The organism is Tissierella sp. (assembly GCF_031460495.1).
Lineage (GTDB): Bacteria > Bacillota > Clostridia > Tissierellales > Tissierellaceae > JAVKTS01.
On sequence record NZ_JAVKTS010000002.1, the window covers coordinates 453490 to 479646 of the forward strand.

Annotated in this window: 26 protein-coding genes; 20 read left to right on the forward strand and 6 right to left on the reverse strand. The window is 29.1% G+C overall.

Going from position 1 to position 26157, the window contains the following annotated elements:
* The first annotated feature begins 1 nt into the window (after position 1).
* From RIN63_RS06190 to RIN63_RS06280, 19 genes are all read left to right on the forward strand, one after another.
* Positions 2–565 carry a 2-oxoacid:acceptor oxidoreductase family protein gene (locus RIN63_RS06190; RefSeq protein ID WP_310443833.1) on the forward strand — a complete coding sequence of 188 codons (564 nt, stop codon included), beginning with the start codon at positions 2–4 and terminating at the stop codon, positions 563–565.
* Positions 549–1415 (forward strand): MurR/RpiR family transcriptional regulator, encoded by an 867-nt coding sequence (locus RIN63_RS06195; RefSeq protein WP_310443834.1) that lies wholly within the window; start codon positions 549–551, stop codon positions 1413–1415. Before RIN63_RS06190 ends, RIN63_RS06195 begins: the two co-directional genes overlap by 17 nt.
* Positions 1416–1565: 150 nt before the next feature.
* A complete protein-coding gene (locus tag RIN63_RS06200; RefSeq protein WP_310443835.1) occupies positions 1566–2177 on the forward strand; it encodes a histidine phosphatase family protein in 612 nt (203 codons plus the stop codon).
* Positions 2178–2179: 2 nt separating this feature from the next.
* Complete coding sequence (locus tag RIN63_RS06205; protein ID WP_310443836.1) at positions 2180–3400, forward strand: NAD(P)/FAD-dependent oxidoreductase; 1221 nt, start codon at positions 2180–2182, stop codon at positions 3398–3400.
* A gap of 87 nt (positions 3401–3487) precedes the next feature.
* Entirely contained in the window at positions 3488–3874 is a 387-nt protein-coding gene (gene aroH / locus RIN63_RS06210; protein WP_310443837.1) for a chorismate mutase, read from the forward strand.
* A 26-nt stretch (positions 3875–3900) separates the two neighbouring features.
* Positions 3901–4563, forward strand: coding sequence for a (d)CMP kinase (gene cmk, locus RIN63_RS06215; protein ID WP_310443838.1), 663 nt, complete (start codon positions 3901–3903; stop codon positions 4561–4563).
* Positions 4564–4567: 4 nt separating this feature from the next.
* Positions 4568–5164: a lysophospholipid acyltransferase family protein gene (locus tag RIN63_RS06220; protein ID WP_310443839.1), complete on the forward strand. Its 597-nt coding sequence runs from the start codon at positions 4568–4570 to the stop codon at positions 5162–5164.
* On the forward strand, positions 5164–7131 hold the full coding sequence (locus RIN63_RS06225) for a bifunctional 4-hydroxy-3-methylbut-2-enyl diphosphate reductase/30S ribosomal protein S1 (protein WP_310443840.1): 1968 nt from the start codon (positions 5164–5166) through the stop codon (positions 7129–7131). The genes RIN63_RS06220 and RIN63_RS06225 overlap by 1 nt, the downstream gene beginning before the upstream one ends.
* Before the next feature lie 88 nt (positions 7132–7219).
* Positions 7220–7996 carry a protein-glutamate O-methyltransferase CheR gene (locus RIN63_RS06230; protein ID WP_310443841.1) on the forward strand — a complete coding sequence of 259 codons (777 nt, stop codon included), beginning with the start codon at positions 7220–7222 and terminating at the stop codon, positions 7994–7996.
* Positions 7997–8227: 231 nt separating this feature from the next.
* Complete coding sequence (locus RIN63_RS06235) at positions 8228–9283, forward strand: M42 family metallopeptidase (protein WP_310443842.1); 1056 nt, start codon at positions 8228–8230, stop codon at positions 9281–9283.
* Positions 9274–10293, forward strand: a complete 1020-nt coding sequence (locus RIN63_RS06240) for a M42 family metallopeptidase (RefSeq protein WP_310443843.1) — start codon at positions 9274–9276, stop codon at positions 10291–10293. The genes RIN63_RS06235 and RIN63_RS06240 overlap by 10 nt, the downstream gene beginning before the upstream one ends.
* On the forward strand, positions 10293–11291 hold the full coding sequence (locus RIN63_RS06245) for a M42 family metallopeptidase (protein ID WP_310443844.1): 999 nt from the start codon (positions 10293–10295) through the stop codon (positions 11289–11291). Before RIN63_RS06240 ends, RIN63_RS06245 begins: the two co-directional genes overlap by 1 nt.
* Before the next feature lie 176 nt (positions 11292–11467).
* Positions 11468–12058: a MerR family transcriptional regulator gene (locus RIN63_RS06250; RefSeq protein ID WP_310443845.1), complete on the forward strand. Its 591-nt coding sequence runs from the start codon at positions 11468–11470 to the stop codon at positions 12056–12058.
* Between the two features lie 150 nt (positions 12059–12208).
* Positions 12209–13543 carry a tRNA (N6-isopentenyl adenosine(37)-C2)-methylthiotransferase MiaB gene (gene miaB, locus RIN63_RS06255; protein ID WP_310443846.1) on the forward strand — a complete coding sequence of 445 codons (1335 nt, stop codon included), beginning with the start codon at positions 12209–12211 and terminating at the stop codon, positions 13541–13543.
* A 27-nt stretch (positions 13544–13570) separates the two neighbouring features.
* Positions 13571–16192 carry a DNA mismatch repair protein MutS gene (gene mutS / locus RIN63_RS06260; protein ID WP_310443847.1) on the forward strand — a complete coding sequence of 874 codons (2622 nt, stop codon included), beginning with the start codon at positions 13571–13573 and terminating at the stop codon, positions 16190–16192.
* Entirely contained in the window at positions 16185–18047 is a 1863-nt protein-coding gene (gene mutL, locus RIN63_RS06265) for a DNA mismatch repair endonuclease MutL (protein WP_310443848.1), read from the forward strand. Before mutS ends, mutL begins: the two co-directional genes overlap by 8 nt.
* Before the next feature lie 11 nt (positions 18048–18058).
* A complete protein-coding gene (gene miaA, locus RIN63_RS06270; RefSeq protein ID WP_310443849.1) occupies positions 18059–19000 on the forward strand; it encodes a tRNA (adenosine(37)-N6)-dimethylallyltransferase MiaA in 942 nt (313 codons plus the stop codon).
* A 19-nt stretch (positions 19001–19019) separates the two neighbouring features.
* A complete protein-coding gene (hfq, locus tag RIN63_RS06275) occupies positions 19020–19241 on the forward strand; it encodes an RNA chaperone Hfq (RefSeq protein ID WP_310443850.1) in 222 nt (73 codons plus the stop codon).
* A gap of 87 nt (positions 19242–19328) precedes the next feature.
* Positions 19329–20633: a methionine gamma-lyase family protein gene (locus RIN63_RS06280; RefSeq protein WP_310443851.1), complete on the forward strand. Its 1305-nt coding sequence runs from the start codon at positions 19329–19331 to the stop codon at positions 20631–20633.
* Positions 20634–20669: 36 nt separating this feature from the next.
* Here the strand turns inward: RIN63_RS06280 and lexA are convergent, their stop codons facing one another.
* On the reverse strand, positions 20670–21287 hold the full coding sequence (gene lexA, locus RIN63_RS06285; protein WP_310443852.1) for a transcriptional repressor LexA: 618 nt from the start codon (positions 21285–21287) through the stop codon (positions 20670–20672).
* A 179-nt stretch (positions 21288–21466) separates the two neighbouring features.
* On the opposite strand from lexA, the gene RIN63_RS06290 reads away from it, so the two are divergent.
* Positions 21467–21775: a LysM peptidoglycan-binding domain-containing protein gene (locus tag RIN63_RS06290; protein ID WP_310443853.1), complete on the forward strand. Its 309-nt coding sequence runs from the start codon at positions 21467–21469 to the stop codon at positions 21773–21775.
* Positions 21776–21789: 14 nt separating this feature from the next.
* On the opposite strand, the gene RIN63_RS06295 is transcribed toward RIN63_RS06290, so the two are convergent.
* The 5 genes from RIN63_RS06295 to RIN63_RS06315 form a co-directional block, all read right to left on the reverse strand.
* Positions 21790–22767 carry a tyrosine recombinase XerC gene (locus RIN63_RS06295; RefSeq protein ID WP_310443854.1) on the reverse strand — a complete coding sequence of 326 codons (978 nt, stop codon included), beginning with the start codon at positions 22765–22767 and terminating at the stop codon, positions 21790–21792.
* A 599-nt stretch (positions 22768–23366) separates the two neighbouring features.
* Positions 23367–24560, reverse strand: a complete 1194-nt coding sequence (locus RIN63_RS06300; protein WP_310443855.1) for a pyridoxal phosphate-dependent aminotransferase — start codon at positions 24558–24560, stop codon at positions 23367–23369.
* 25 nt (positions 24561–24585) lie between these two features.
* Positions 24586–24969 carry a PadR family transcriptional regulator gene (locus RIN63_RS06305; protein WP_310443856.1) on the reverse strand — a complete coding sequence of 128 codons (384 nt, stop codon included), beginning with the start codon at positions 24967–24969 and terminating at the stop codon, positions 24586–24588.
* Complete coding sequence (locus tag RIN63_RS06310; RefSeq protein ID WP_310443857.1) at positions 24970–25785, reverse strand: PHP domain-containing protein; 816 nt, start codon at positions 25783–25785, stop codon at positions 24970–24972. It abuts the gene before it with no gap.
* A gap of 90 nt (positions 25786–25875) precedes the next feature.
* Positions 25876–26136 (reverse strand): stage V sporulation protein S, encoded by a 261-nt coding sequence (locus tag RIN63_RS06315; RefSeq protein WP_310443858.1) that lies wholly within the window; start codon positions 26134–26136, stop codon positions 25876–25878.
* Between the last annotated feature and the right edge of the window lie 21 nt (positions 26137–26157).

Sequence of the window (26157 nt, forward strand, 5' to 3'; positions counted from 1 at the left end):
TATGTCACGTCAAGAATTAAGATTAACAGGTTCTGGAGGTCAAGGACTTATATTAGCCGGAATTATATTAGCTGAAGCAGCATTATATGATGGATTGAATGTAGTTCAGTCTCAATCCTATGGTCCTGAAGCTAGAGGAGGAGCTAGTAAAGCAGAAGTAATAATAAGTAAAGATAAAATTAATTACCCAAAAGTCAATGAATGTGATATTATGCTTGCACTTACACAAGATGCATGTGGCAAATATATAAATTCATTGAAATCAGGTGGCATATTAATAATTGATAAATCATTAGCTGAAAAACCTAAAAGAGATGATATTAAAATATTTTCTGTGCCAATTATTGAGACTGCTATGGATAAGTTAGGAAAACCAATGGTTGCGAATATTGTAGCTTTGGGAAGTATATATGAGCTTACGAAAGTAGTTAGCAAGGAATCCCTTGAGAAAGCAGTGTGTGATAGAGTTCCAAGAGGTACTGAAGAGCTTAATAAAAAAGCACTAGAGGAAGGATTTATGTTAATTAAAAACCATAAGGAAGATTGTTATGGAGATGTATGTTGATTTAATAAAGAACATTCAAAATAACTTTAATTCTTTAAGTAAAGGGCAGAAGCAAATTGCAGAATTTATCATAAATCACTATGATAAAGCAGCATTTATGACTGCATCTATCCTCGGTCAAACTGTTGATGTTAGCGAATCTACTGTTGTTAGATTCGCTAATACTTTAGGATATGATGGTTATAGGGATCTTCAAAAAGAATTACATGAGCTAGTAAAAAATAAACTTACAACTGTGCAAAGGCTTTCTATGTCTAGCGAGTATACAAATAAGGGAAATGCTTTGAAGAAAGCAATGAGAAAAGATGTTGAGAACATAGAGAAAACCATAAATGAAATTGATCTTAACACATTTCAAGAATCTATAAATTTAATATTGAAAGCTGAGAATGTATATATTTTAGGGTTAAGATCATCATCATTTTTAGCAGGTTACCTAGGTTTTTATCTTAGCTTTATATTAAAAAATGTAAAGGTTATTATTTCAGGGCCAAATGATGTATTCGAGCAACTATTCAGAGCAGATTCTAAGGACTTAATTATTGGAATATCTTATCCTAGGTATTCCAAGAGAACTTTAGAAGCATTAGATTTTTGCCGTGAAAAAGGATGTAAAATTATTAGTATAACAGACAGTTTAATATCTCCAGCATCAAAGGATTCAGATATTTCTTTAATCGCAAGTAGTGATATGCTTTCCTTTGTAGATTCCTTAGTTGCACCTATGAGTTTAATCAACGCTTTAATCGTATCTATAGGTATGGAGAAAAAGGAGGATATTACCTCTTCCTTTGAAGATTTAGAGTATATTTGGAATAAATATAATGTATATGACGAAAATAGTAAGTAACAAATAAATCGATATTATAATAAATATCGATTTATTTGTCTACATTTATATCATAATAAATGTTATCATAAATGATAATGTTTGTTATATGATTTTTCTGTTATAATATAATTAAATATAATTTTAAAAATGCATATGGAGGTATTTGAATTGACGAAAATATATTTAATTAGACACGGTCAATCTGAATGGAATAAATTAAACAAAATTCAAGGGCAAAGAGACACACTTTTAACTGAATTAGGCAAGAATCAAGCTTTACTCTTAGGAGATAGACTCGCTAATGAAAATATTGATATGATTTATACTAGTGATTTAACTAGGGCTTATGATACTGCAAAAGCAATCTCAAATAGAATAAATAAACCTTTATTTGTCAGTGATTCAATTAGAGAAATTAATTTTAATTTATGGGAAGGCTTAACTAATGAAGAAGTACAAGAAAAATACAAAGATGAATACTCGATTTGGTTAAGAGAACCACACAAATTGAATATTCAAGGAGTGGAAACTTTGAATTCCTTGCAAGAGAGAGCAATGAAATATATAAATAAAATTATAAAAGAAAATAATAATAAAAGTATCGCTATTGTATCCCATGGCGCAATTCTAAAAACAATAATCTTAGGACTATTAGATATTGAAATCTCTCATTATAAAAATATTTCATTATCGAATGTTTCCTTAAGTATAATCGAATGTAGAGATTTTAATAATGTATTAAAATTATTAAATGATACATCTCATTTAAAGGAGCTGTAAATATGAGTGAAAAAATATGTGTTGTTGGTGCTGGACCATCTGGAATGATGGCAGCCGGTATAGCTGGATCTAAGGGAAAAGATGTAACATTAATTGAAAAAAATGAAAGGATTGGGAAGAAGCTATTCATTACTGGTAAAGGAAGATGTAATATAACTAATAATGCTCCAATAGAAGATTTTTTTGACAATGTTATGAGAAACAAGAACTTTCTTTATAGTAGTTTTTATACATTTAACAATTTAGACATTATAAATTTACTCGAATCTTATGGCTTAAAGACTAAGGTAGAGAGAGGAAACAGAGTATTCCCTCATAGTGATAAATCATCTGATGTTATTAAAGCTTTTGAAAAGTTTCTTTTGTCCAATAATGTTAAGTTATTGTTAAATAATAATGTTGAATCAATTGATGTAAAGGAAGGAAAATTTATTTTAAAAACAAAAAATGGTGAAATGACATTTGATAAATTAATAATATCAACAGGAGGAAAATCATATCCTTCTACAGGATCCACTGGTGATGGATATAAATTTGCTTATAAATTGGGACATGAAATTGTTGAAATTAAACCTTCGTTGGTACCTATAGAAATTAAAGAGAATTGGATTAAGGACTTACAAGGACTATCTTTAAAAAATGTTTCATTATCTGCTAGCTCTAGAAAAAAGATTATATATGAAGAATTTGGTGAGATGATTTTTACGCACTATGGTATTTCAGGACCTATAGTACTTTCAATGAGTAACTATTTACATAGTAAATCCAATGATAATATTAATTTATTTATTGATTTCAAGCCAGCATTAGATGATCATAAACTAGATACTAGAATATTAAGAGATTTTGAATTATATAATAATAAACAAATTAAAAATTCATTGAATGATTTATTACCTCAAAAATTGATACCAGTTATAATCAATTTATCTGAAATAGACCCAGATAAAACAGTTAATCAGATTACAAAAGAAGAAAGAAGCAGGTTACAAAACACTATAAAGAAATTTCCAATTACTTTTAAATCTTTTAGACCTATAGAGGAAGCAATAGTAACATCAGGAGGGATTTCTATAAAGAACATTAATCCTTCAACAATGGAATCAAAGATACTGCCTAATTTATATTTTACAGGTGAGATAATAGATGTGGACGCTTTAACTGGTGGTTTTAATTTGCAAATTGCTTATTCTACAGGATATTTAGCTGGAATTAGTGTTTAATATTTGGTTATAAATATTAGTTACAATAAGAACAAATAGCTTGTTTACTAAAAGAATTTAATATATAATTAGTAAGGGAGTGTTACTATGAGTATTTTAAGCATAAGGGGAGCTACAACTGTTCCCGAAAATTCGGTTTCTGCCATTCTAGATAGTACTAAGGAATTATTAATTGAAATTGAGAAAGCAAATAATATAAATAAAGATAAAGTTATTAGTATTATCTTTTCATGTACTTCAGATTTGGATAAGGTTTATCCTGCTAAAGCTGCACGAGAATTAGGTTATATACATGCTGGATTAATGTGCTTTAATGAAATGTTTGTTGAAAATAGTCTCAATATGTGTATTAGAATAATGATCCTTTGTGATTTAAATATTGAACAAAAAGACATTGAACATATTTATTTAAAAGAGGCAATGATATTAAGGCCTGATCTAATAAATAAAAATTTTAAATATAATTTATTGTAAGAACTGTTTTATTAGGAGGAAATAATGTGATTAGTAAAAATATTGCCTTAGCAATTGATGGTCCTGCAGGAGCAGGGAAAAGCACTATTGCAAAGAAAACAGCAGAAATACTATCGTTGGAATATATTGATACTGGTGCTATGTATAGAGCGTTAACACTTAAGATTTTAAAAGAAAATTTAGACCCTCAGTCTGAAGATGATGTTGTAAATATCATGAAACATACTTCTATTGATTTTATAAATAATCATATTTATTTAGATGGGATTCAAGTAGATAAGGAAATTAGAAATAATATTATAAATAGGAATGTTTCTTATATTGCTAGATTTGAGGAAGTAAGAAGCGGTATGGTTGAAATTCAGAGAAAGCTAGCATTAACAAAATCAGTTATTATGGATGGCAGAGATATAACAACGGTGGTTCTTCCTAATGCCGATTATAAGTTTTTTGTTACAGCTAGCGTAGATGAGAGAGCTAGAAGAAGATATAAGGAATTATTGGAAAAAGGTGAAAAGCAAATATCCTTTGAACAAATAAAAGAAGAAATTATAAATAGAGATAAACTAGATAGTACTAGAGAAATTTCTCCATTGAGACAAAGTGAAGACTCCTATGTATTAGATACTACTAATAAAACTATAGATGAATGTGTTGATGAAATAATTTCTATAGTAAATGGGAGGTAGTCTTATGCACCTATATTTTTTCATAAAAAGGGTAGCTAATGTTTTGTTTAGGCTAATATTTAGGATTGAAGTTTTTGGAAAGGATAATATTACAAAAGAAGGAAGAGTAATATTATGTTCAAATCACATAAATAATTTAGATCCTTTTTTATTATCTATTATTTTTCCTAGACAAATTTTTTGGATGGCAAAGCGACAGCTTTTTAAATTTAAATTAATTGCTTATCTTTTAAATAAATTGGGAGTATTTCCAGTGGACCGAGATGAAGCTGACTTATCTGCAATTAAAAATTCTTTAAAAGTTCTTAAGAAAGAAAATGTTTTAGGAATTTTCCCTGAAGGAACAAGGGTAAAAGAAATTAATTTAGAAAATGCTAAACCAGGTATAGCACTAATAAGTATAAAAGCTCAGGCGCCTATTTTGCCTGTATATATAGATGGAAATTATAGACTATTTAGTAAAATTAGAGTTTATATTGGTGAATCAATTGATTTTTCTAATAGCTATGGTAAAAAATTAACTACAGAAGATTACAAGTCATATAGCAAAGATATATTAAAGGCTATATATTCTATTAAATATAAAGAGGGTGAAGTATAGTGAAAATAATTATAGCTGATAATGCTGGATTTTGTTTTGGCGTGAAAAGGGCTGTGGATATGACAACTAGTGAACTTTCGAACTCTACTAATGATGTTTACTCCTTAGGACCTTTAATCCATAATGCTCAAGCAGTTAAGAGATTTGAAGAAAATGGTCTTAAAACAGTTGAAGATATAGAAGGGATTAAAGATAGTAAAATTATTATTAGATCTCATGGAGTCACTAAATCTACCATAGACAAAATAAATGATATGAAATTAGATATAGTAGATAGTACTTGTCCATATGTTAAATCGGTACATAAGAGGGTTGAAGATTTTTATAATAGGGGGTATAATATTGTAATAATCGGAGATGCTACTCATCCAGAAGTCATGGGAGTAAATGGCTGGTGCAATGATGAGGCATTTATTGTTAGCTCTACTGATGAAGCAATAAATTTACCTAAAATGGATAAGATTTGTGTAGTTTCTCAAACTACTAATACTCAAGATAAATTTCATGATTTATCAAGTATTATTAAAGAAAAAGGTAATGAAGTTGATATATTTAACACAATTTGTAATGCTACAAACCAACGTCAAGAATCATGTAGAGAAGTAGCTAGTAAGGTTGATGCGATGGTTGTAATAGGCGGATTTCATAGCTCAAACACAAACAAGCTGGTAGAAATAAGCAGAAGATATTGTAGCAATGTTTTTCATATTGAAACTGTAAAAGAATTACCTTTACAAATAATATCAAAATTTAATACAATAGGAATAACCGCAGGTGCTTCCACACCTGATTGGATAATTAAGGAGGTAGTTGAAACAATGGACAATATAAATCATAATGAAATGATGGAGGCAATTGAAAATTCTTTTACTAGAATCCATAGAGGAGATATACTAAAGGGTGAAGTAATTTTTGTTACTAACAATGAAGTAATGGTTAACATTAATTATAAATCTGATGGTATTGTTAATAGAGAAGAGTTATCTAATGATCCTGATGTTAAACCAAGAGACCTATATAAACAAGGAGATGCAATTGAAGTTTATGTAGTTAAATTGGATGATGGTGAAGGCAATGTGGTTCTTTCTGCAAAAAGGGCAGACGACAATAAAAATTGGGATATTGTTGAAAAAGCTTTCATTGAAAAAGAAAGAGTAGAATGTAAAGTAATTAATAGTGTAAAAGGCGGATTAACTGTTTTGGTATATGGAATAAGCGCTTTTATGCCTGCATCTCAAGTATCTATTAACTATGTTACTGATTTAAATGTATATAAAGGAAAGACTTTAATCGCTAAGATTATTGATTTTGATAAAGAAAAAAGAAGAGTAATCTTATCTAGAAAAGAAATAGAAAGAGAAGAACTAAATAACAAGCGAAAAGAGTTATGGACTAATATTGAAGTAGATCAAATAGTGGAAGGAACTGTACAAAGATTAACTGATTTTGGAGCATTTGTTGACATTGGAGGACTTGACGGGTTAGTTCATATATCTGATTTATCTTGGAATAGGGTTAAAAATCCTTCTGAGATAGTAAAAGTTGGGCAAAGTGTTAAGGTTAGGATATTAGGACTAGATAAAGATAAGAATAGAATTTCATTAGGATTAAAGCAAACTATTGAAGAACCTTGGAAGGCTTTTTCTAATAATGTTAATATAGGTGATGTAGTAGAAGGAACTGTAGTTAACTTAATGGATTTTGGTGCCTTTGTTAGACTTAATGAAGGAGTAGATGGGTTATTACATGTTTCACAAATATCGAAAGAACATGTTAACAAACCATCAGATGTCTTGAAAATAGGTAACAAGATAAATGTAAAAATTATAGATATAAATGGAGAAGATAAAAAAATTAGTCTATCTTTAAAGGATGCTATAGAACCAAATGAAACAGAAACAGACTATGAAACTCATACAAAAGAAGATACAGATTTGACTATTGGAGATATTATTGATAACAATTAATGTAATTCAATCATTAAGGGTTTTGATGTAAATGAATTACATCGAAACCCTGTATTGTATTTTTGAATAGTCATATTAGGAGGTAATAATGGACAAGTATGAAATATTTAAAAAAGATATTAATGGTTTAATTAATGTGGATTTAAATTATTATAAAGAAAAACAAATGAGGAGGAGGATTTCATCACTATTGTCAAGAAATAATTATAAAGATTTTGATGATTATTTTATTGGATTAAAAAGCAATAAGGATCTCCTCGAACAATTTATAAATTATTTAACTATAAATGTATCTGAATTCTATAGAAATCCTTCACAATGGGAAGTACTAGAAAAAGATATAATCCCCATTATAATGGAAAACAATAAAGGACCATTAAAAATATGGAGTTCAGCTTGTTCTACAGGCGAAGAGCCATACTCTTTAGTTATGATGTTGTCAAAGTTTTTTCCTCTAAAGGATATAAAAGTACTTGCATCTGATATAGATGAGGAAGCTATGCATAAAGCCAAACTTGGTCTATATAGTGAAAAATCATTAGCAAATTTACCCAAAGGATTTAAGGAAAAGTTTTTTAGTAAAATTCAAAATTCATATAATATATCTACCGATATAAAACAATGTGTAGAATTTAAGAAAATGGATTTATTAAAGGATAAATTTCCTACAAATGTGGACTTAGTGACATGCCGCAATGTAATGATCTATTTTACTGAAGAAGCAAAAGAACTTTTATACTCTAAGTTTTATAATTCATTAAGTACTAATGGAGTATTATTCGTTGGAAGTACTGAGCAAATTATAATGCCTGAAAAACATAAACTTAAGCCTGCTAGAACCTTTTTTTATAAGAAGAGCGTCTAAAGAACCGTTAAGGTAGCTCTTCTTGAAACTCATATAGATTAAAACAAGTTCTATATATAAAAAGATCAAAAGAGTAGAACTTTCCTATTCGTTATAATAAAAGTAAATAACTGAGCATTAGAAAAAGCTTTTTTGTGAGCTTGTTGATATCAATTCTTTAATTAAAAGATATTGAAGTCGAGTTTTTTATTAGCAATATAAAATTTATTTTCAAAAAAGGAGGGTATAAAATTGGAGACAAAAGTTCTTTTAGAATTATTATGTAATAGCCAAGGTATATCTGGCAATGAATATCCCTTAAATGACATAATAATATCAGCCTTTAAGGAATATACTGATGATATTATTATTGATAATCTAGGTAATATTATTGCTTTCAAAAAGGGATTATCAATTAATAATAATGTTAAAATAATGATAGCTGCCCACATGGATGAAATAGGTTTAATGGTGAAAGATATTGAAGATAATGGTTTCCTTAGATTTACAAATATAGGCGGATTTGATCCAAGAACTATATTAGGTCAAGAAGTAATTGTCCATGGGAAAAAGGATTTATTTGGTGTAATAGGTTCTAAACCACCTCACCTTCAAGACGAATCTGAACATGATAAGGCAATTAAAATGGAGGACATGACCATTGATATTGGATACTCTAAAGATGAAGTTGAAAAGCTAGTGAGTATTGGTGATGTAATTACTATTAGAAGGACATTGATGAACTTACAAGGTAGTAGGATTGCTGCAAAAGCATTAGATGATAGGGCTGGTATTGCAGTTGTCTACGAGTGCGTTAAAGAATTAAACAAGCTAAACCACGAAGCTGATGTGTATTTCGTGTCTACGGTTCAAGAAGAGGTAAGTATGTCTGGAGCATTAGTTAGTACATATAAAATTAATCCAGATATAGGTATTGCAGTAGATGTTGGATTTGGCACAACTCCAGAGATTTCTAAGTCTAATTCAATTGAGCTAGGTAAAGGACCAGGAATTACTTTAGGTGGTAATATTCATCCCGGTTTGAGAAAAAAACTTACTGAAATTGCAGGAGAATATAATATACCTTACCAAATGGAGATATCTCCAGGACCAACTGGTACTGATGCGAGAGCTATGCAAATAACAAGAGAAGGAATTCCTTCCCTTGTACTATCTGTACCCTTAAGATATATGCATACATCTGTTGAAGTTATTGATATTGTTGATATAAAGCATACTGCTAAAATATTAGCATTCTTTATTGCTTCTATTTCTAATGAGAATTTGGAGGGATTATTATGCTATTAAAACAACTCACAGAAGCATCAGGAATATCTGGTAACGAAAAGGAAGTTAGAGATTTAATAATTTCAGAGATAAAGTCCTATGTCGATACTATCAAGGTGGATAGAATAGGAAATATAATTGCATATAAGAAAGGTAAAGATACAAGTAAAAGGTTGATGATTACAGCCCATATGGATGAAGTGGGGTTATTAGTTAAAGAAATTGATACAATGGGGTTACTTAAATTCACGACAGTAGGTGGAGTAGATAAAAGGATCTTAGTTTCAAAACCTGTCTTAATTGGAAAAGATAAAATTCCAGGTGTAATAGGGGCAAAACCAATTCACCTTCAAAAAAGAGCAGAATGGACAAGAGCTTTGAACTTAGATGAACTGTATATTGATATTGGTGCAAGTTCAAAGGAAGAAGCTGAAAAAATTGTTAATATAGGTGATTATGTAACTTTTGCATCAGATTATGTAGAATTTGGCGATGATTTAATAAAGGGGAAAGCATTGGATAATAGAGTAGGGTGTTCTCTTTTGATTGAATTAGTAAAGGAGATAAAAGATATAAGTTTTTATGCAGTTTTTACTGTAATGGAAGAAATTGGTTTAGTAGGATCAGGTCCAGCTGCATATGAAGTAAATCCTGATATTTCCTTAGTTTTGGAAGGAACACTATGTTATGATATGCCTAAACTTGATACACATTTAGTTCCTACTTATCTTAATAGGGGGCCAGCTATTTCTTTAATAGATAGATCTACTATCTATAGTCCTACATTTAGAGAAAAGATTGCTAAAATTGCAGAAAAGAACAATATACCTTATCAATATAGAAAAACTGCTATGGGAGGGAATGACTCTGGGAAGATTCATACTTCAAGGGAAGGTTCTATCACTACTACAATATCAGTACCATGCAGATATATACATTCACCAGCGTCTGTAATGAGCAAAAATGACTATAAGAATACTTATGCACTACTTAAAGCAATCTTATCTGAGTTTGAAAGGGAGGAATTATAATGAATATAAACTTTGACCTATTAAAAGACTTAGTTGGAATTTATGGTCCAACAAGCAATGAAGGAATTGTAAGAGAATATATTTCTAAAGAGATTAAAGATTTTGTAGATGAAATTGAGGTAGATGCATTAGGTAATTTAATAGCTAGAAAAAAAGGTAATGGAAAGAAAGTTATGATTTCTGCGCATATGGATCAGATAGGACTAATGGTAATAGATATCGATGAAAAGGGATTTTTAAGGTTTACAAATGTTGGAGGAATATCTCCTTTTATTTCTATTAGCCAGCAAGTTGTATTTGAAAATGGTACAAGAGGAGTTGTATATTCAGAGCCAATAGATGATATATCTAAGTTGAAATTAGAAAACATGTATATAGATATAGGTGTTTTTAGCAAAGAAGAAGCGGAGAAAAAGGTAAGCATAGGAGACATCTGCATTTATATATCAGAATATGGTGATAATGAAAATGTTGTATTTACTAGATATTTAGATGATCGTGTAGGATGTTTTATTGCAATAGAAGCTATAAAATCAATTCAGAATCCAATAAATGACTTATATTTCGTATTCTCAGTTCAAGAAGAAGTAGGGTTAAGAGGAGCTAAAACAGCAGCATATAGAGTTGACCCAGACATTGGTATTGCTTTAGATGTAACGAGCAATGGTGACACTCCCAAGGCCAAGAGGTTTGCTATTGGATTGAATAAAGGTGCAGCAATAAAAGTAAAAGATAATTCTATCATCAGTCATCCTAAGATAAGAGAATTACTAGTTAGATTAGCTAAAGAAAACAAAATTCCTTATCAAATGGAAGTATTGGAGTTTGGTGGCACAGATTCAGGTGCTATTCATGTTAACAAAGAAGGGGTTCCTTCAGGGGTAATTTCTATCCCTACTAGATATGTTCACTCAACTATAGAAATGGCTTCAAAAGAGGATATTATTAACTGTACAAAACTATTAATAAGGTTTTTAGAAGACAACTTAGATATTTAATTTCGCAAAGAGCTGATAATTCAGCTCTTTATTTATATTTTTGCATCTCAATAAAAATGCTAAAAAAATGAAATATTTTGGAGTAATTTGTATGAAATTATTTTTTAAAAATTGAAGGATTTATGATTTCTTTGGAGAATTATATAATAGTAGATTGTATTTGAGGAGGAATTAAGATGTTGGATTTAAATCATGAATATACTATATCGGAAGTATCAGAAATTACTGGATATGCGGCACATGTTCTTAGATACTATGAAAAGGAGTTTGAAATTGATGTTCCTAGAAATAACTCTAATCATAGATATTTTACATATAAGGAAGTGGAACTAATACAATATATTAAAACCCTTCAAGATAAGGGTTTTAGCAACAAGCAGATTAAACTCATTATAGCTTCTCCGGAAGTTTTAATGAATGTACATGAAGATGCAGGATTAGTTGCAGTAAATGATAATGGATATTTTGATACTTATCAGATAGCTAAAGAGATTAGTGTAACTTTAGAAGAGGAATTCTTTGATAAATTACTGAATTCTATTAACCTAGGTACAGAAAATAATACCAAAATTATTGAAGAGTTAAAGGATGAGGTAATTAGTCTGAGGAATGAAATTAATTCTAAAGAAAGAGATGTATTGATTTGTGAGAATGCAAAGCTTAAAATGAAAATAAAAGAAAAAACTTTTGAAAATATCGAACTAAAAGATAAGTTGAAAAAATTTCAAGAAAAAAATGTTGGATTTTTAAAGAAAATTTTTAAATAATACTATAATGAATAGGGGTGGGAATTCCATCCTATTTTTTATTACTTAGTCCTGGTTAAGTTTTAAGGTTACCTATTTGTTTAATTGATTTTAAATAATATATAATTATGATATAATATATTAAATATGAAAAAACAACGAGGTGTAAAAATGAACGATAACAAAGGAAAAAAGACCTATTATATCAAAACTTATGGATGTCAGATGAACGAACATGATTCCGAGAAAATTTCTTGGGTTCTAGAAACTATGAATTATACTGAGACAAAAGATATAAAAACAGCTGATTTTATTATATATAACACCTGCCTAGTTAGGGAGAATGCTGAATTAAAAGTATATGGAAAATTAGGATCATTAAAAGAATTGAAAAGAGAGAAGCCAGATTTAATGATTGCTGTTTGTGGATGTATGATGCAAAGAGAAGATGTTAGAAAAGTTATTACATCAAAGCATAAGCATGTAGATATAATATTTGGTACTAATAATATTCATAAGCTGCCGCAATTAATAAATAGCAATTTACAAACAGGTAATACTGTTATAGATATTGTTGAAGATAATAGAGAAATAATTGAAAATATTAATTCAAATAGGACTTATTCCTATAAAGCTTATATAAATATTATGAATGGATGTAATAATTTTTGTACCTATTGTATAGTTCCTTATACAAGGGGTAGAGAGATAAGTAGAGAGCCTGAGAATATAATTAAGGAAATAGAAGAATTAGCTAAAGATGGATGTAAAGAAATAACTTTATTAGGTCAGAATGTGAATTCTTATGGAAAGACTTTAGAATATGATTATAGTTTTTCTACTCTATTAAAGAATATAAATAAAATAAATGGAATAGAAAGAATTAGATTTATGACATCTCATCCAAAGGACTTATCTGATGATTTGATAGAGTGTTATGCTACATTAGACAAATTATGTAAGCACTTGCATTTACCTGTGCAATCAGGTAGTAATAAGGTCTTAAAAGAAATGAATCGAAAATATACAAGAGAAGACTATCTTTCAATTATATATAAGTTAAAAAAACTTGTACCTGATATTTCATTTACTACTGATATAATCGTAGGATTTCCAGGGGAGACAGAAGAGGATTTTAATGAAACCTTGGAATTAATTAAAGAAGTTAGATTTGATTCAGCATATACTTTCCTATATTCCATTAGAGAGGGTACATTAGCTGCAAAGATGGATAATCAAATTGATTATAAGGTAAAACATAATCGATTCCAAAGATTATCTGATGCTTTAAATGAAATTTCGCTAGAGAAAAATCAGAAATTACTTGGAAAAACAGAAGAAGTATTAGTGGAAGAAGTAAGTAAGAACAATCCAGACATTTTAACAGGTAGAACAAGGAGTAGTAAACTAGTACATTTCAAAGGAAGTACAGAACTTATAGGGTCGCTGGTAGATATTAAGATTGAAAATGTTAAGACATTTTCATTAGAAGGAAGTTTAGTATAATTTTCCTTACTTAAAGGAGGATAAATTTTGGAAAATTTAACACCTATGATGAAACAATATGTAAGTATAAAAAGGCAATATGAGGATTGTATTCTTTTTTTTAGATTAGGAGATTTTTATGAAATCTTTTTTGATGATGCTATAACTGCATCAAAGGAATTAGAAATTACTCTAACTCAACGTGATTGTGGAATGAAAGAAAAAGCTCCTATGTGTGGGGTTCCTCATCATGTTGTTGATGGGTATATATCTAGATTAGTTGAAAAAGGATATAAGGTTGCTATATGTGATCAAGTAGAGGATCCTGCTGAAGCAAAAGGAATTGTAAAAAGAGAAGTAATTAGAGTTGTTACACCTGGCACTATTATGGATCAAGCAGTATTAGATGAAAAATCCAATAATTATTTAGCTTCGATATACTTGGATAATATTGGTGTTGGACTTGCATATGTTGATAATTCAACAGGAGAAATGTATACAACTGAGTTTATTGGTGAGAAAGATGAAATTAGTTCATTCATAATAGATGAATTTGGTAAGATATTTCCTTCTGAAATTATATGCAACGAAGGATTTATCTTAAATAATAAACTAATAAAGATTATAAGAAATACGATAAACCCATATATTAATAATTACAAAGATACAGATGTTGAAATTACTAACTTGCAATCTATAATTACAGATCATTTTAGTTCTTTATCTTTAAAGCAATTGGATCTAGACAATAAAGTATACTCGATTATAGCATCTGGAAAACTCCTTGAATATTTGTATACAACACAGAAATCTTCTCTTGAACATATTAATAATGTATATTATTATAAACCTAATAATTATATGGTATTAGATATAAATACAAGAGCAAACTTAGAAATTCATGAAACTATTATTAAAAGGGAAAGAAAAGGTGCGCTAATTGGACTTTTAGATAAAACATCTACATCTATGGGAGGAAGACTCCTAAAAAAATGGTTAGAACAGCCTTTATTAAATATTGATGAAATTAATAACCGCAATAATGCTGTAGAATATTTCGTCAATAATATTGTAACTATGGATGATGTAAAATCAATATTAAAAGGGATATATGATATAGAGCGTTTATCTTCTAAATTATCCAATGGTAATTGTAATGCTAGAGATTTAATATCTATAAAAAACTCTATAACTATGTTACCACAATTTAAGGAAATATTGGTTAAGTCAGACAATGATATGTTAAATAATTTGGGAGTTGATTTTGATACATTAGATGACCTCTATTTGTTGCTTGAGAAGTCAATTAATGATAATCCGCCTATTACATTAAAGGATGGTGGATTGATAAAGGAAGGCTATAATAAAGACTTAGATGAAATTAAAGAGATTTGTCTTAGTGGGAAAGAATGGCTAGCTTCTTTAGAGGCATCGGAAAAGCAAAAAACAGGTATAAGGAATTTAAAGATTGGTTTCAATAGAATATATGGTTACTATTTTGAAGTTACCAAGTCAAATCTTCCATTAGTTCCAGATTATTATATTAGGAAGCAAACATTAACAAATGCAGAAAGATATTATACTTCTGAGTTAAAAAACATGGAAGATAAAATAATTGGTGCTGAAGAAAAATCATTAGATATTGAGTATAAAGTTTTTGATGAAATAAGGAATGAGATAAAGAAGAATATTGATAGAATTCAAAGATCATCAAAGATAATTTCAATAGTTGATGTTTTGAATTCATTTGGACAAGTAGCTTATAAATTAAATTTTGTTAAACCTAAATTTAATAATAATGGTATAATTCATATTGTTGATGGTAGACATCCAGTAGTTGAAAATAATATTGAAAATAATTTATTCATACCTAATGATACTTATTTAGATACTAAAGCTAATATGGTGCAAATTATTACTGGCCCTAATATGGCTGGTAAGTCCACTTATATGCGTCAAGTAGCTATTATTACCCTCTTGGCACATATTGGTTCTTTTGTACCTGCTAGTAGTGCGGATATATCTTTAGTTGATCAGATTTTCACTAGAATAGGTGCTTCTGATAATCTTTCTCAAGGTGAAAGTACATTTATGGTTGAAATGAATGAGGTATCTAATATTATGAGATCTGCTACTAAAAATAGTTTAATTATACTAGATGAAGTAGGTAGAGGTACTAGTACTTATGATGGTTTGAGTATTGCTTGGGCAGTAGTTGAACATATTTTAAATAATATTAAAGCAAAGACTTTGTTTGCTACACACTATCATGAATTAACCCAATTGCAAGAGAACAATAAGGGGATTAAAAACTTAACAATTGTTGTTGAAGAAAAATCTGATCAAATTGTATTCTTGAGAAAAATAATAGAGGGTAGTACTAATAAGTCCTATGGAATAGAAGTAGCAAAATTAGCTGGAATTGAAAAGGATATTACAGATAGAGCTAATGAAATATTGTTATCAATTGAAAATAATCACCAAATAAATTTAAATGCAAAACCTAAGAAGGAAGTCAAACAATTAAATCTATTAGATTATAAAAAAGATTATTATATTGAAAAAATACTTAATATAAATTTAGATGAAGTAACTCCTAGGGAGTCCTTGGAAATACTTTACAATTTAATTGATGATGCCAAAAGCTTAAGGAGAAATGATAATGGGTAAAATTATATTATTAGATAATAATACCATACAAAAAATAGCTGCTGGCGAAGTAGTAGAAAGGCCAGCATCTATAATAAAGGAATTAGTTGAAAATTCTCTTGATGCTAATTCGACTAATATTACTATAGAAATTAAAAATGGTGGAAAATCCTATATTAGAGTTACTGATGATGGAGATGGTATAGCTAGTGAAGATTTAGACTTGGCTTTTGAAAGACATTCAACTTCTAAAATATTGACTGTAGAGGACTTACATAAGATAAGGTCTTTAGGGTTTAGAGGGGAAGCTTTAGCTAGTATTTCACATGTAGCTAAGGTAGAAGTGATGACAAAAACAGAAAATGTTTTGGCTGGTATTCATGGAATTGTTGAGGAAGGAAAGGTTATATCTAAGGAAACAGTCGGATGTCCTAAAGGAACTACAATGATAATAAAGGAATTATTTTATAATGTTCCTGTAAGAAGAGAATTCTTGAAGTCTGATTTGATTGAATCAAATCAAATATCTGATATAGTATATAGAATTGCAATTGGAAATTTAAAAACCTCTTTTAAGTTCATTAAAGATGATAAAATTATCTTAAAAACATCTAAAAATAATGATATGAAATCACATATATACAGCATTTTAGGGAAGGAATTCTCAAATAATTTAACTGAAGTAGACCTTGAAGAAGATGGTGTAAAAATTAAGGGATATATTTCTAACAACAATCTTTATAGAAGTAATAGAAATCATCAATATATTTTTATTAATGGTAGATATATAAATAGTAACAGTATTGCTAATATTATTGAGTCCCATTATAAATCTATAATTCCATTAAATAGATTTCCTATTTTTATTATTTTTATTGAAGTTGACCCAGCTACAATTGATGTAAACATTCATCCTACAAAGCAGGAAATAAAGTTTTCAAATCAATCTAGTATATTATCTTTAATTGAAAAAATTATTAAAGATACTCTTTTTCCTTCATTATTGATACCTAAGGTAAGCTTTAATAAGAAAAATGAGAATTCAATGGAAGATAAGTTACCACTGTTATTTAATTCATCACATAAAGATATAGCAGAAAATATTATCATTAAAGATTTTACTAATGAATCTCCATATATTAAGCACAATAAGGATTTGGGCATTCAAAATAATATACAAATGAATGATAAATTGCTTAAAAATGAAACTATGGAATATGTAGGTAATCAAAGTTACTCTTCTAATGATATATTAATTGATGATAGGGATAATACTAAAGATGCTATAGATATTCTTTCTACTATTGAACCTTTGGGTGTAATTTTTAATACTTATATTTTAGCGGAGGATAGAGTAAATGAAAGGATTTATTTCATTGATCAGCATGCTGCACATGAAAGAGTGATGTATGAAAAATACTTAAAAGAATACAAATCTGAAAATGTTATATCTCAACAGTTAATAGCTCCAGAAATTTATGAATTAACGAATTTTGAGATGAGTAATTTATTGGAGAATATAAAGGTTTTTAGAGGTTTAGGCTTTGATATTGAAGAGTTTGGTAACAATAGTGTAGCGATAAGGGCTGTGCCTTTAATATTTGGTATCCCTAATATACGAGACCTTTTTTATGATTTATTAGATAATATTAATAAAAATATTAAAAATAGTTATGAAACTAAGCTTGAAAAGGTAATGAAATTAGCGTGTGTAAAGGCAGTGAAAAGTGGCGATCATATGAGTAAGATTGAAATAGCTAGTTTGTTAGAACAATTGAAGAAATGTAATAATCCACATAGCTGTCCTCATGGAAGACCTACTATTTTAGAAATGAGTAAAAATGATATTGAAAAAGCATTTTTAAGAATTACTTAAAGGATGATGAGATGAAAGATAATTTATTTATATTAATAGGCCCTACAGCTATTGGGAAAACAGCCTTATCTATTAAATTAGCAGAAAAACTGAATGGTGAAATAATTTCAGCTGATTCAATGCAAATATATAAGCATATGGATATAGGGTCAGCTAAGATAACTAAAGCAGAAATGAAACAAGTAGCGCATTATTTAATTGATATAGTAGCACCAGATCAAGAGTTTACTGTGGCTAATTTTAGAGATAATGCAAAAATCTTAATTAAAGATATCAATAATAGAGGAAAGTTGCCAATTATTGCTGGAGGGACAGGGTTGTATATTAATTCCTTAGTTTATGATTTGAAATTTACTGAAGTATCCCCAGATGAAAATATCAGGGAAAGATTAGAGTCTCTAGCAAATAAATATGGAAATGAATACTTACATCAAGAATTGGAAAAGATAGATGTCCCTAGCGCTGAGAAAATTAGTATCAACGATAGGAAAAGGCTAATCAGAGCTATTGAGATATATGAAGTAACTAATAAGCCAATGTCAGAGCATAATAAAAATTTTAGAAATCCTATCGAAGATTATAATTTAGTAATGATTGGATTAAATATGGATAGAGCTGAGTTATATAATAGAATTAATCAGAGGGTTGATATTATGATTAATGAGGGATTAATTGGAGAAGTTGAAAAGCTTATATCAGTAGGATATAATAAAGACCTTGTATCTATGCAAGGAATTGGGTATAAAGAGATTATTATGTACTTAGAAGGAAACATATCACTTGATAAAGCAATAGAACTAATTAAGCAGGGTACTAGAAATTATGCAAAAAGACAATTGACATGGTTTAAAAAAGATAATAGAATTAAATGGTTTAATATAGATAATTATCTTGATTTAAATAATTTAAGCCAGGATATAATTAATTATTCTAAAAAACAGATTACAATTTAATTATAAGGGAGGACTAGAGATGAGACAAAATATAAATCTGCAAGATGTTTTTTTAAACAGAGCACGAAAAGATAATATTGGAATAACGGTTTTTTTGGTTAATGGATATCAGATAAAAGGTATAGTTAAAGGATTTGATAATTATACAATTGTTTTAGAAAGTGATGAGAAACAACAATTGATTTATAAACATGCAATTTCCACAATAATACCTATGAAGCAAATAGATTTAGATAACTAATGAATAATTTAAAGATTTATTTTTATAAATGTCTCTGAATTTAACAGAGACATTTATATTTAGATAATAGTAGAAAGGTGATAGAAAATGAATGAGTTAACAGTAAAAGCATTATGTAAACAATTTAATCTAAATAATGAAATTATAAGTTTTGTTAATAACAAAGAAGAAATTATTTTAAATAAGTTTGGTAGAATAAATGAAATTAAAGAATATAACCAATATAAAGTTATTAATGCAATGCAAGAAAACAGATTGTCATCAACAGATTTTAATTGGTCAACTGGATATGGATATGGAGATATAGGTAGAGATAAAGTAGAAAAAATATATGCCCATGTATTTAATACTGAGGATGCCTTAGTTAGACCATCTATTGCGTCAGGAACCCATGCTATTTCTTTAACTCTCTCTGGTATCTTAAGACCTGGAGATGAGCTTATAGCCATAACAGGCGCCCCCTATGATACATTACAAAAGGTAATAGGTGTAAAGGATAATTTACCTGGAACTTTAATTGATTATGGAGTTAAGTATAAAGAAATCCCATTATTAGAAAATACTATAAATACCAACAAAGTTATTAGTAGCATTAGTAAAGAGACTAAAATGTTAATGATTCAAAGATCTACAGGATATAGTGATAGGAGAGCATTAACAATTAGTGAAATTGAGGAAGCAATTAAGTCTATTAGAGAATATAATAAGGATATTATAATTATGGTTGATAACTGTTATGGTGAGTTTCTAGAATATAATGAACCAACAGATGTGGGTGCTGATATTATGGCGGGATCTTTAATAAAAAATCCTGGTGGTGGAATAGCTTTATCTGGCGGATATGTAGTAGGAAAGTCGTATTTAGTTGACCAAGTAGCAAATAGACTAACTGCACCGGGGCTTGGAAAGGACTGCGGACTTACATTTGGAACGACACGGAGTACATTGCAAGGATTATTTCTTGCACCTCATATCGTATCAGAAGCAGTTAAAGGAGCATTACTAGTGGCAATTGCATATAAAGAATTAGGCTTTAATGTAATTCCTGATGTTGATGATAATAGGTCAGACATAATTCAAGCAGTGCAATTAAATAGTCCTGAGAGGGTAGTTGAATTTTGTAGAGGAATACAAGCAGCATCTGCAGTAGACTCATATGTAATTCCTGAGGCTTGGGATATGCCAGGATACGAGGATAAGGTTATAATGGCAGCAGGTGGGTTTATTGAAGGATCATCTATTGAATTAAGTGCTGATGGGCCAATAAGGGAACCTTATTTTGCATATTATCAAGGAGGATTAACTTATGAGCATTGTAAATTAGGAGTTATGAAATCCCTAGATAATCTTTATAAGGCTAATCTTATAGACAATAATAAAATAAAAATATAAATATAAAGATAGCAGGATATATTAATCCTGCTATCTTTATATTTTTCTATACAATCCAATAACTTTACCTAATATAGATATGTTATTAGGGTAGATTGGATCCATAAATTGATTTTCGGGTTGTAACCTAATTCTATCTTTTTCTTTAAAGAATCTTTTTACAGTTGCTTCTTCCTCTAATAAGGCTACTACAATATCACCATTTGTTGCATTTTTTTGCTCCTGAACTAAAACTAAATCCCCATCTAAAATCCCAGCATCAATCATGCTTTCGCCTTGAATTTTTAACATAAAAACATCATGACCTTCAACAAGTTCTACTGGAACAGGATAAGTATCTTCAATATTTTCTACTGCTAAAATTGGGGCTCCTGCAGTTACTCTACCAAGAATAGGTATATCAACTGTCTTTTTTTGAGTTAAAAGAAAATCGTCATTTTTGTCTAGAATTTCTATAGCTCTTGGTTTGGTAGGATCTTTTCTTATATAACCTTTAGATTCTAATTTTTCTAAATGACTATGAACAGTGGAAGTAGACTTTAAATTAACACCCTTGCATATTTCACGGACAGCTGGCGGATATCCCTGTCTTTGAACCTCAGACTTTATATATAATAATATTTCTATCTGCTTCTGATTTAAGTCTTCGTACATGTTATACACCTCTCATATAATGATAAATTTATAAATCTTTATTTTAATTCATTATATCATAATAAAATTATAAATTCAAACAAAGGTTCGATTTTATTAAAAATACTGTTGACAAAGAACCTATGTTTGTGTAGAATGAATATAGAACTATTGTTCAGAACTAATGTGCGAGGTGCTATATGAAAAGAAGATTTAGAATAGTAAATAAAAAAAGATTCTACTTATTTATTACATCTTTATTTGCAGTCATAGCTATAATAGTATTATCTTTATTTACAGATAATATGGTTCACAGCTCAGTATATGAGGTTAAGTACGAAGAAGTGAAGGTAGTTGAAGGGGATACACTATGGAATATCACTAGTAAATATCTTTCTGAAGACACTGATATTAGAAAAATGATCTACGACATAAAAAAATTCAATAACATGGATACTAGCTATATTTATCCTGGAGATATAATAAAAATTCCTATATTAAATAAGTAAAATAACAAAAAGAGCTAATAGCTCTTTTTGTTATTTCTAGTTGATAAAGGATTGCTTTTTACAGCTTCTCTAAGTCTTTCATTATCAATATGGGTATATATTTGAGTCGTTGATACTGAAGTATGTCCTAGAATCTCCTGTAAGGCCCTGATATCTACATTACCATATTTATACATAAGCGTTGCTGCGGTATGTCTTAATTTATGAGTAGAATAGATTGAAGTATCAAGTCCAGCTTTTTCCAAAGATCTATCAATCATGTGTTGTATTGCACGATTACTCATCCTGTTTTTTCTTTTACTGATAAACATTGCTTTTGTATCCGATGTATTCTTAGGCCTAACAGTTAAGTAGTCCTTAATTGCTAAGATACATGCATCATTTATAAATATGGTTCTTTCTTTATTTCCCTTACCAATTACTGATAAAACATCATTATCCTTTATACTATCTATATCTATACTAGACAATTCAGATAATCTCAGACCACAATTTAAAAACAACATTATTATAGCGTAATCTCTTTTTCTATATTCATCACTAGGATTTTCTAATACGGTATCTAGTAATAATTGAGACTGATCTAGGGTCAAATATACTGGATGTCTGTTTTCTTTCTTGGGGAATTCTAAAGCTTCAGCAGGGTTTTTTTCAATTAAATTAACTTTTAAGTATAAGTACTCAAAAAACGATCTGAGGGAGGCTACTTTCCTAGATTTTGTAAAATTATTATTATCTCTTTTTTTATCTGCGTAAGAAATATATGCGTGCAAATCCTGAATTGTTAATTTTTTTATTAATTCTAAATTTACATCAGAAATATCTATTTCCTCAAAGATTGAAGCATCTTTTACGAGCTTATATCTAAGCTTAATAAATCTAAAAAAAGTTCTTAGGTCAAATAGATATTCTTTTACAGTATTAGAGGAGGATCCTTTTATTGTTTCCATATAATTTAAGTAATCTTCAAGAATAATTGGTATGCCTTTCATTATATCCCTCTTTCCTTAGTTATTAGTCACAAAATACTTATTTTGTGACTAATAATAGTATAGCATATAAGTTATACTAAGACAAGATACTTATGTAATTAGTTTTAGGATTCATATAATTTGTATATTTCGTATGTTTTAAATGTTTTATATTTTTTCATGTTTTATATGATTTTTATGTTTTCTATAATCTTAATATTTTTAGACTTTAACTTTGTTATTGAAAAAATAGAAAAACTCATGAATTGTTTCTTTCTTCTTACAAAAGAACAAAACATCTAAAAAAATGGATATTTTAGCTCTGAAATAGTTCTAAGATAACAGAACTGCTCATCTAAAGTCCCTACCCCTCCAATTAAGCTAAAGGAAGGATTGTGCAATATTTAATATGGCTAATCCATGTTTCAAAGCTTAAAATCGAAAATACAGCTCCAAAGTTTCTTCAACAAATGAAAACCTTTCTATGAAAACACAAAAGTAGACATAATGATATTATGTCTACTTTTGTTCTAAATCTAGTTACATATAAATAAAGAGTCTACATAATATTGTTATGTAGACTCTTTATAAAATTTTAAATTATAATGTTCGGAAATATTTTATTCTTCTACTATTTGTTTTATTCTATCTAGACCTTTTTTAATATTATCCAAGGAAGTTGCATATGATAATCTTATATATTTATCATCACCAAAAGCAATCCCCGGAACAACTGCTACATTTCCTTCTTCTAGTAATAAACTTGCAAAATCTAATGATGAATTAATAACTCTACCTCTAATTGTTTTACCAAGTAGTTTAGTAAAGTTTACCATTATATAAAAAGCTCCTTGCGGCTTTCTACAGCTTAAACCCTTAATTGAGTTTATGGTTTCTTCCATATAGTTCCTTCTCTCTATAAAATGCTTTTTCATTTCTTGGACACTACTTTGATCACCAATTAGTCCTTCTACGCTGGCATATTGAGAAATTGAACAAGGATTAGAAGTAGCATGACTTTGAATATTACTCATGACTTTTATTATATCTTCATGAGCAGCAGCATATCCTATTCTCCATCCAGTCATAGCATATGCTTTTGACATTCCATTAACAACTATACTGAGATTTTTAATATCATCATTAAAGGAAGCGATACTAATATGTTTATGACCATCGTATACCAACTCTTCATAAATCTCATCAGAAATAACAAATATATTATTTTTTACAGCCCAATTAGCAATTGCTTTTAATTCTTCTTCAGTATATATTGCCCCCGTTGGATTGCTAGGACTATTTAATATAATAGCTTTTGTTTTAGATGTTAAAGCATTGTTTAAATCACCTACATTAAATTTGAAACCATTTTCTTCTTGTGTTTGTATGTATACAGGAACACCATCAGCTAAATTCACAAGTTCAGCATAGCTTACCCAATAAGGAACCCCAAATATTACTTCATCTCCTGGATTTAATATTGCCATCAATGCATTGTGTAAAGAATGCTTTGCACCAGATGATATTATAATATTACTAGGCTTATACTCAAGTCCATTATCCTTCTTAAATTTATCGCAAACAGCTTTTTTAAGCTCAATAATTCCAGAAGCTGGAGTATACCTAGTTAATCCTTCTTTAATAGCTCTGATACCTTCGTTTTGAATATTCTCCGGAGTATTGAAATCTGGTTCACCAGCTCCAAAGCTAATTACATCGATTCCAGAGTCCTTCATTGCTTTTGCTTTTGCAGTTATTTCGAGTGTTACTGAAGGAGCAATTCTTAGTCCTTTTTTTGATAGATTAAAATTCATAGATAATCATACCTCCACAATATAGTTATATTTTTTGTCCATATATATCTTTTAACACATTTTTAACAATAAGTAAAGAGTCTTCAAAAGCAGGCTTATTTTGTAGTAATAATAGTTTATAATGTTTAATACCATTATCAGTAATCCTGTATCTTTTAATAGACCTTTTATTTGGTTCATCCCACCACCCTACTATATACCCTTCAGTTTCCATCTCTTGAAGTAAAGGATAAATCATACCAGGGCTTGGTTCCCATTTATTATCAAGCCTTTTTTTGATTTCATCTTTAATCTCGTTGCCGTAATAGCTCTTTTCATTTATAAGATGAAGAATGTATAATTTAACAAATGAAGTCGTACTTACTTTAGTAGGAAATTGTCTTTGTCTTTCTCCCTTATAAATAGTCATCTACATCCTCTCCTTCATCTCTAAAATATTTTGAAGATTAATAAAGTACTTTCCAAGAATTATTTCGCCATTTATTAGATCACCATGAAAATCGGATCCTCCTGTTATAATTAAATTATTGGCTCTTGCTATAATTGATAAGTTTTCTACGACTGATTTACTATGTTTTGAGTGAATACATTCTAAACCATCTATTCCAAGAGATATGCAATAATCTATTATATTTTTGTCTTTTAATAAACCAGGATGAGCTAGGACAGCAATCCCTCCTGCATTTTTAATTAGGGAAATTGTCTCCTTTATGCTAATTTTATATCTTTCAACATAAGCAGGTTTACCTCTATCTAAGTATTTATTGAATGCATCTTGAATATCAGTTACATAGTCTTTTTTAACCATTACTCTTGCAATATGAGGACGTCCTATATATTCTTCACCAGAAAATTCCTTAACCTCCTCCAATGAAATATCAAGTCCTAATTGATTAATTTTATTTACAATTTCAATCCCACGAGTCAATCTAGATGACTTTAATTTATTTGTAATTGTAATAATATCTTTGTTATTATAATCTATAAAATATCCTAAAATATGAACCTCATTATCATTATAAACACAACTAATTTCAATGCCAGGTATTACCTCAAAATTTTTATATCTTTTACTATGATTAATAGCAAATTCAATACCTGTAGTTGTATCATGATCAGTAATTGCTATTCCATTTAAATTTTGATCAACAGCTAGATCTACAATTTTCTCTGGAGAAAATAGACCATCAGAATGATTTGTATGTACATGAAGATCAAATTTCATCGTATCCCTCCTTCCCTAGTATAATAATTTACTCACTACAAAGGGCTAGCTTATTATAAAAGCCTGCCAATTTTGGCAGGCTTTATAAGATTATCTTGGTTCAATAATTAATTTTATAGCTGTTCTTTCTTCACCATCTATTATTATATCTGTGAAGGCTGGTATACAAATAAGATCGATTCCACTTGGAGCAACAAAGCCTCGTGCAATAGCTACTGCCTTTACTGATTGATTCAAAGCCCCTGCACCAATTGCTTGGATTTCTGCGGTGCCTTTTTCTCTCAATACTCCTGCTAGTGCCCCTGCAACAGAATTTGGATTTGACTTTGCTGATACTTTTAATACATCCATTAAAATAGCCCCCTCTTACTT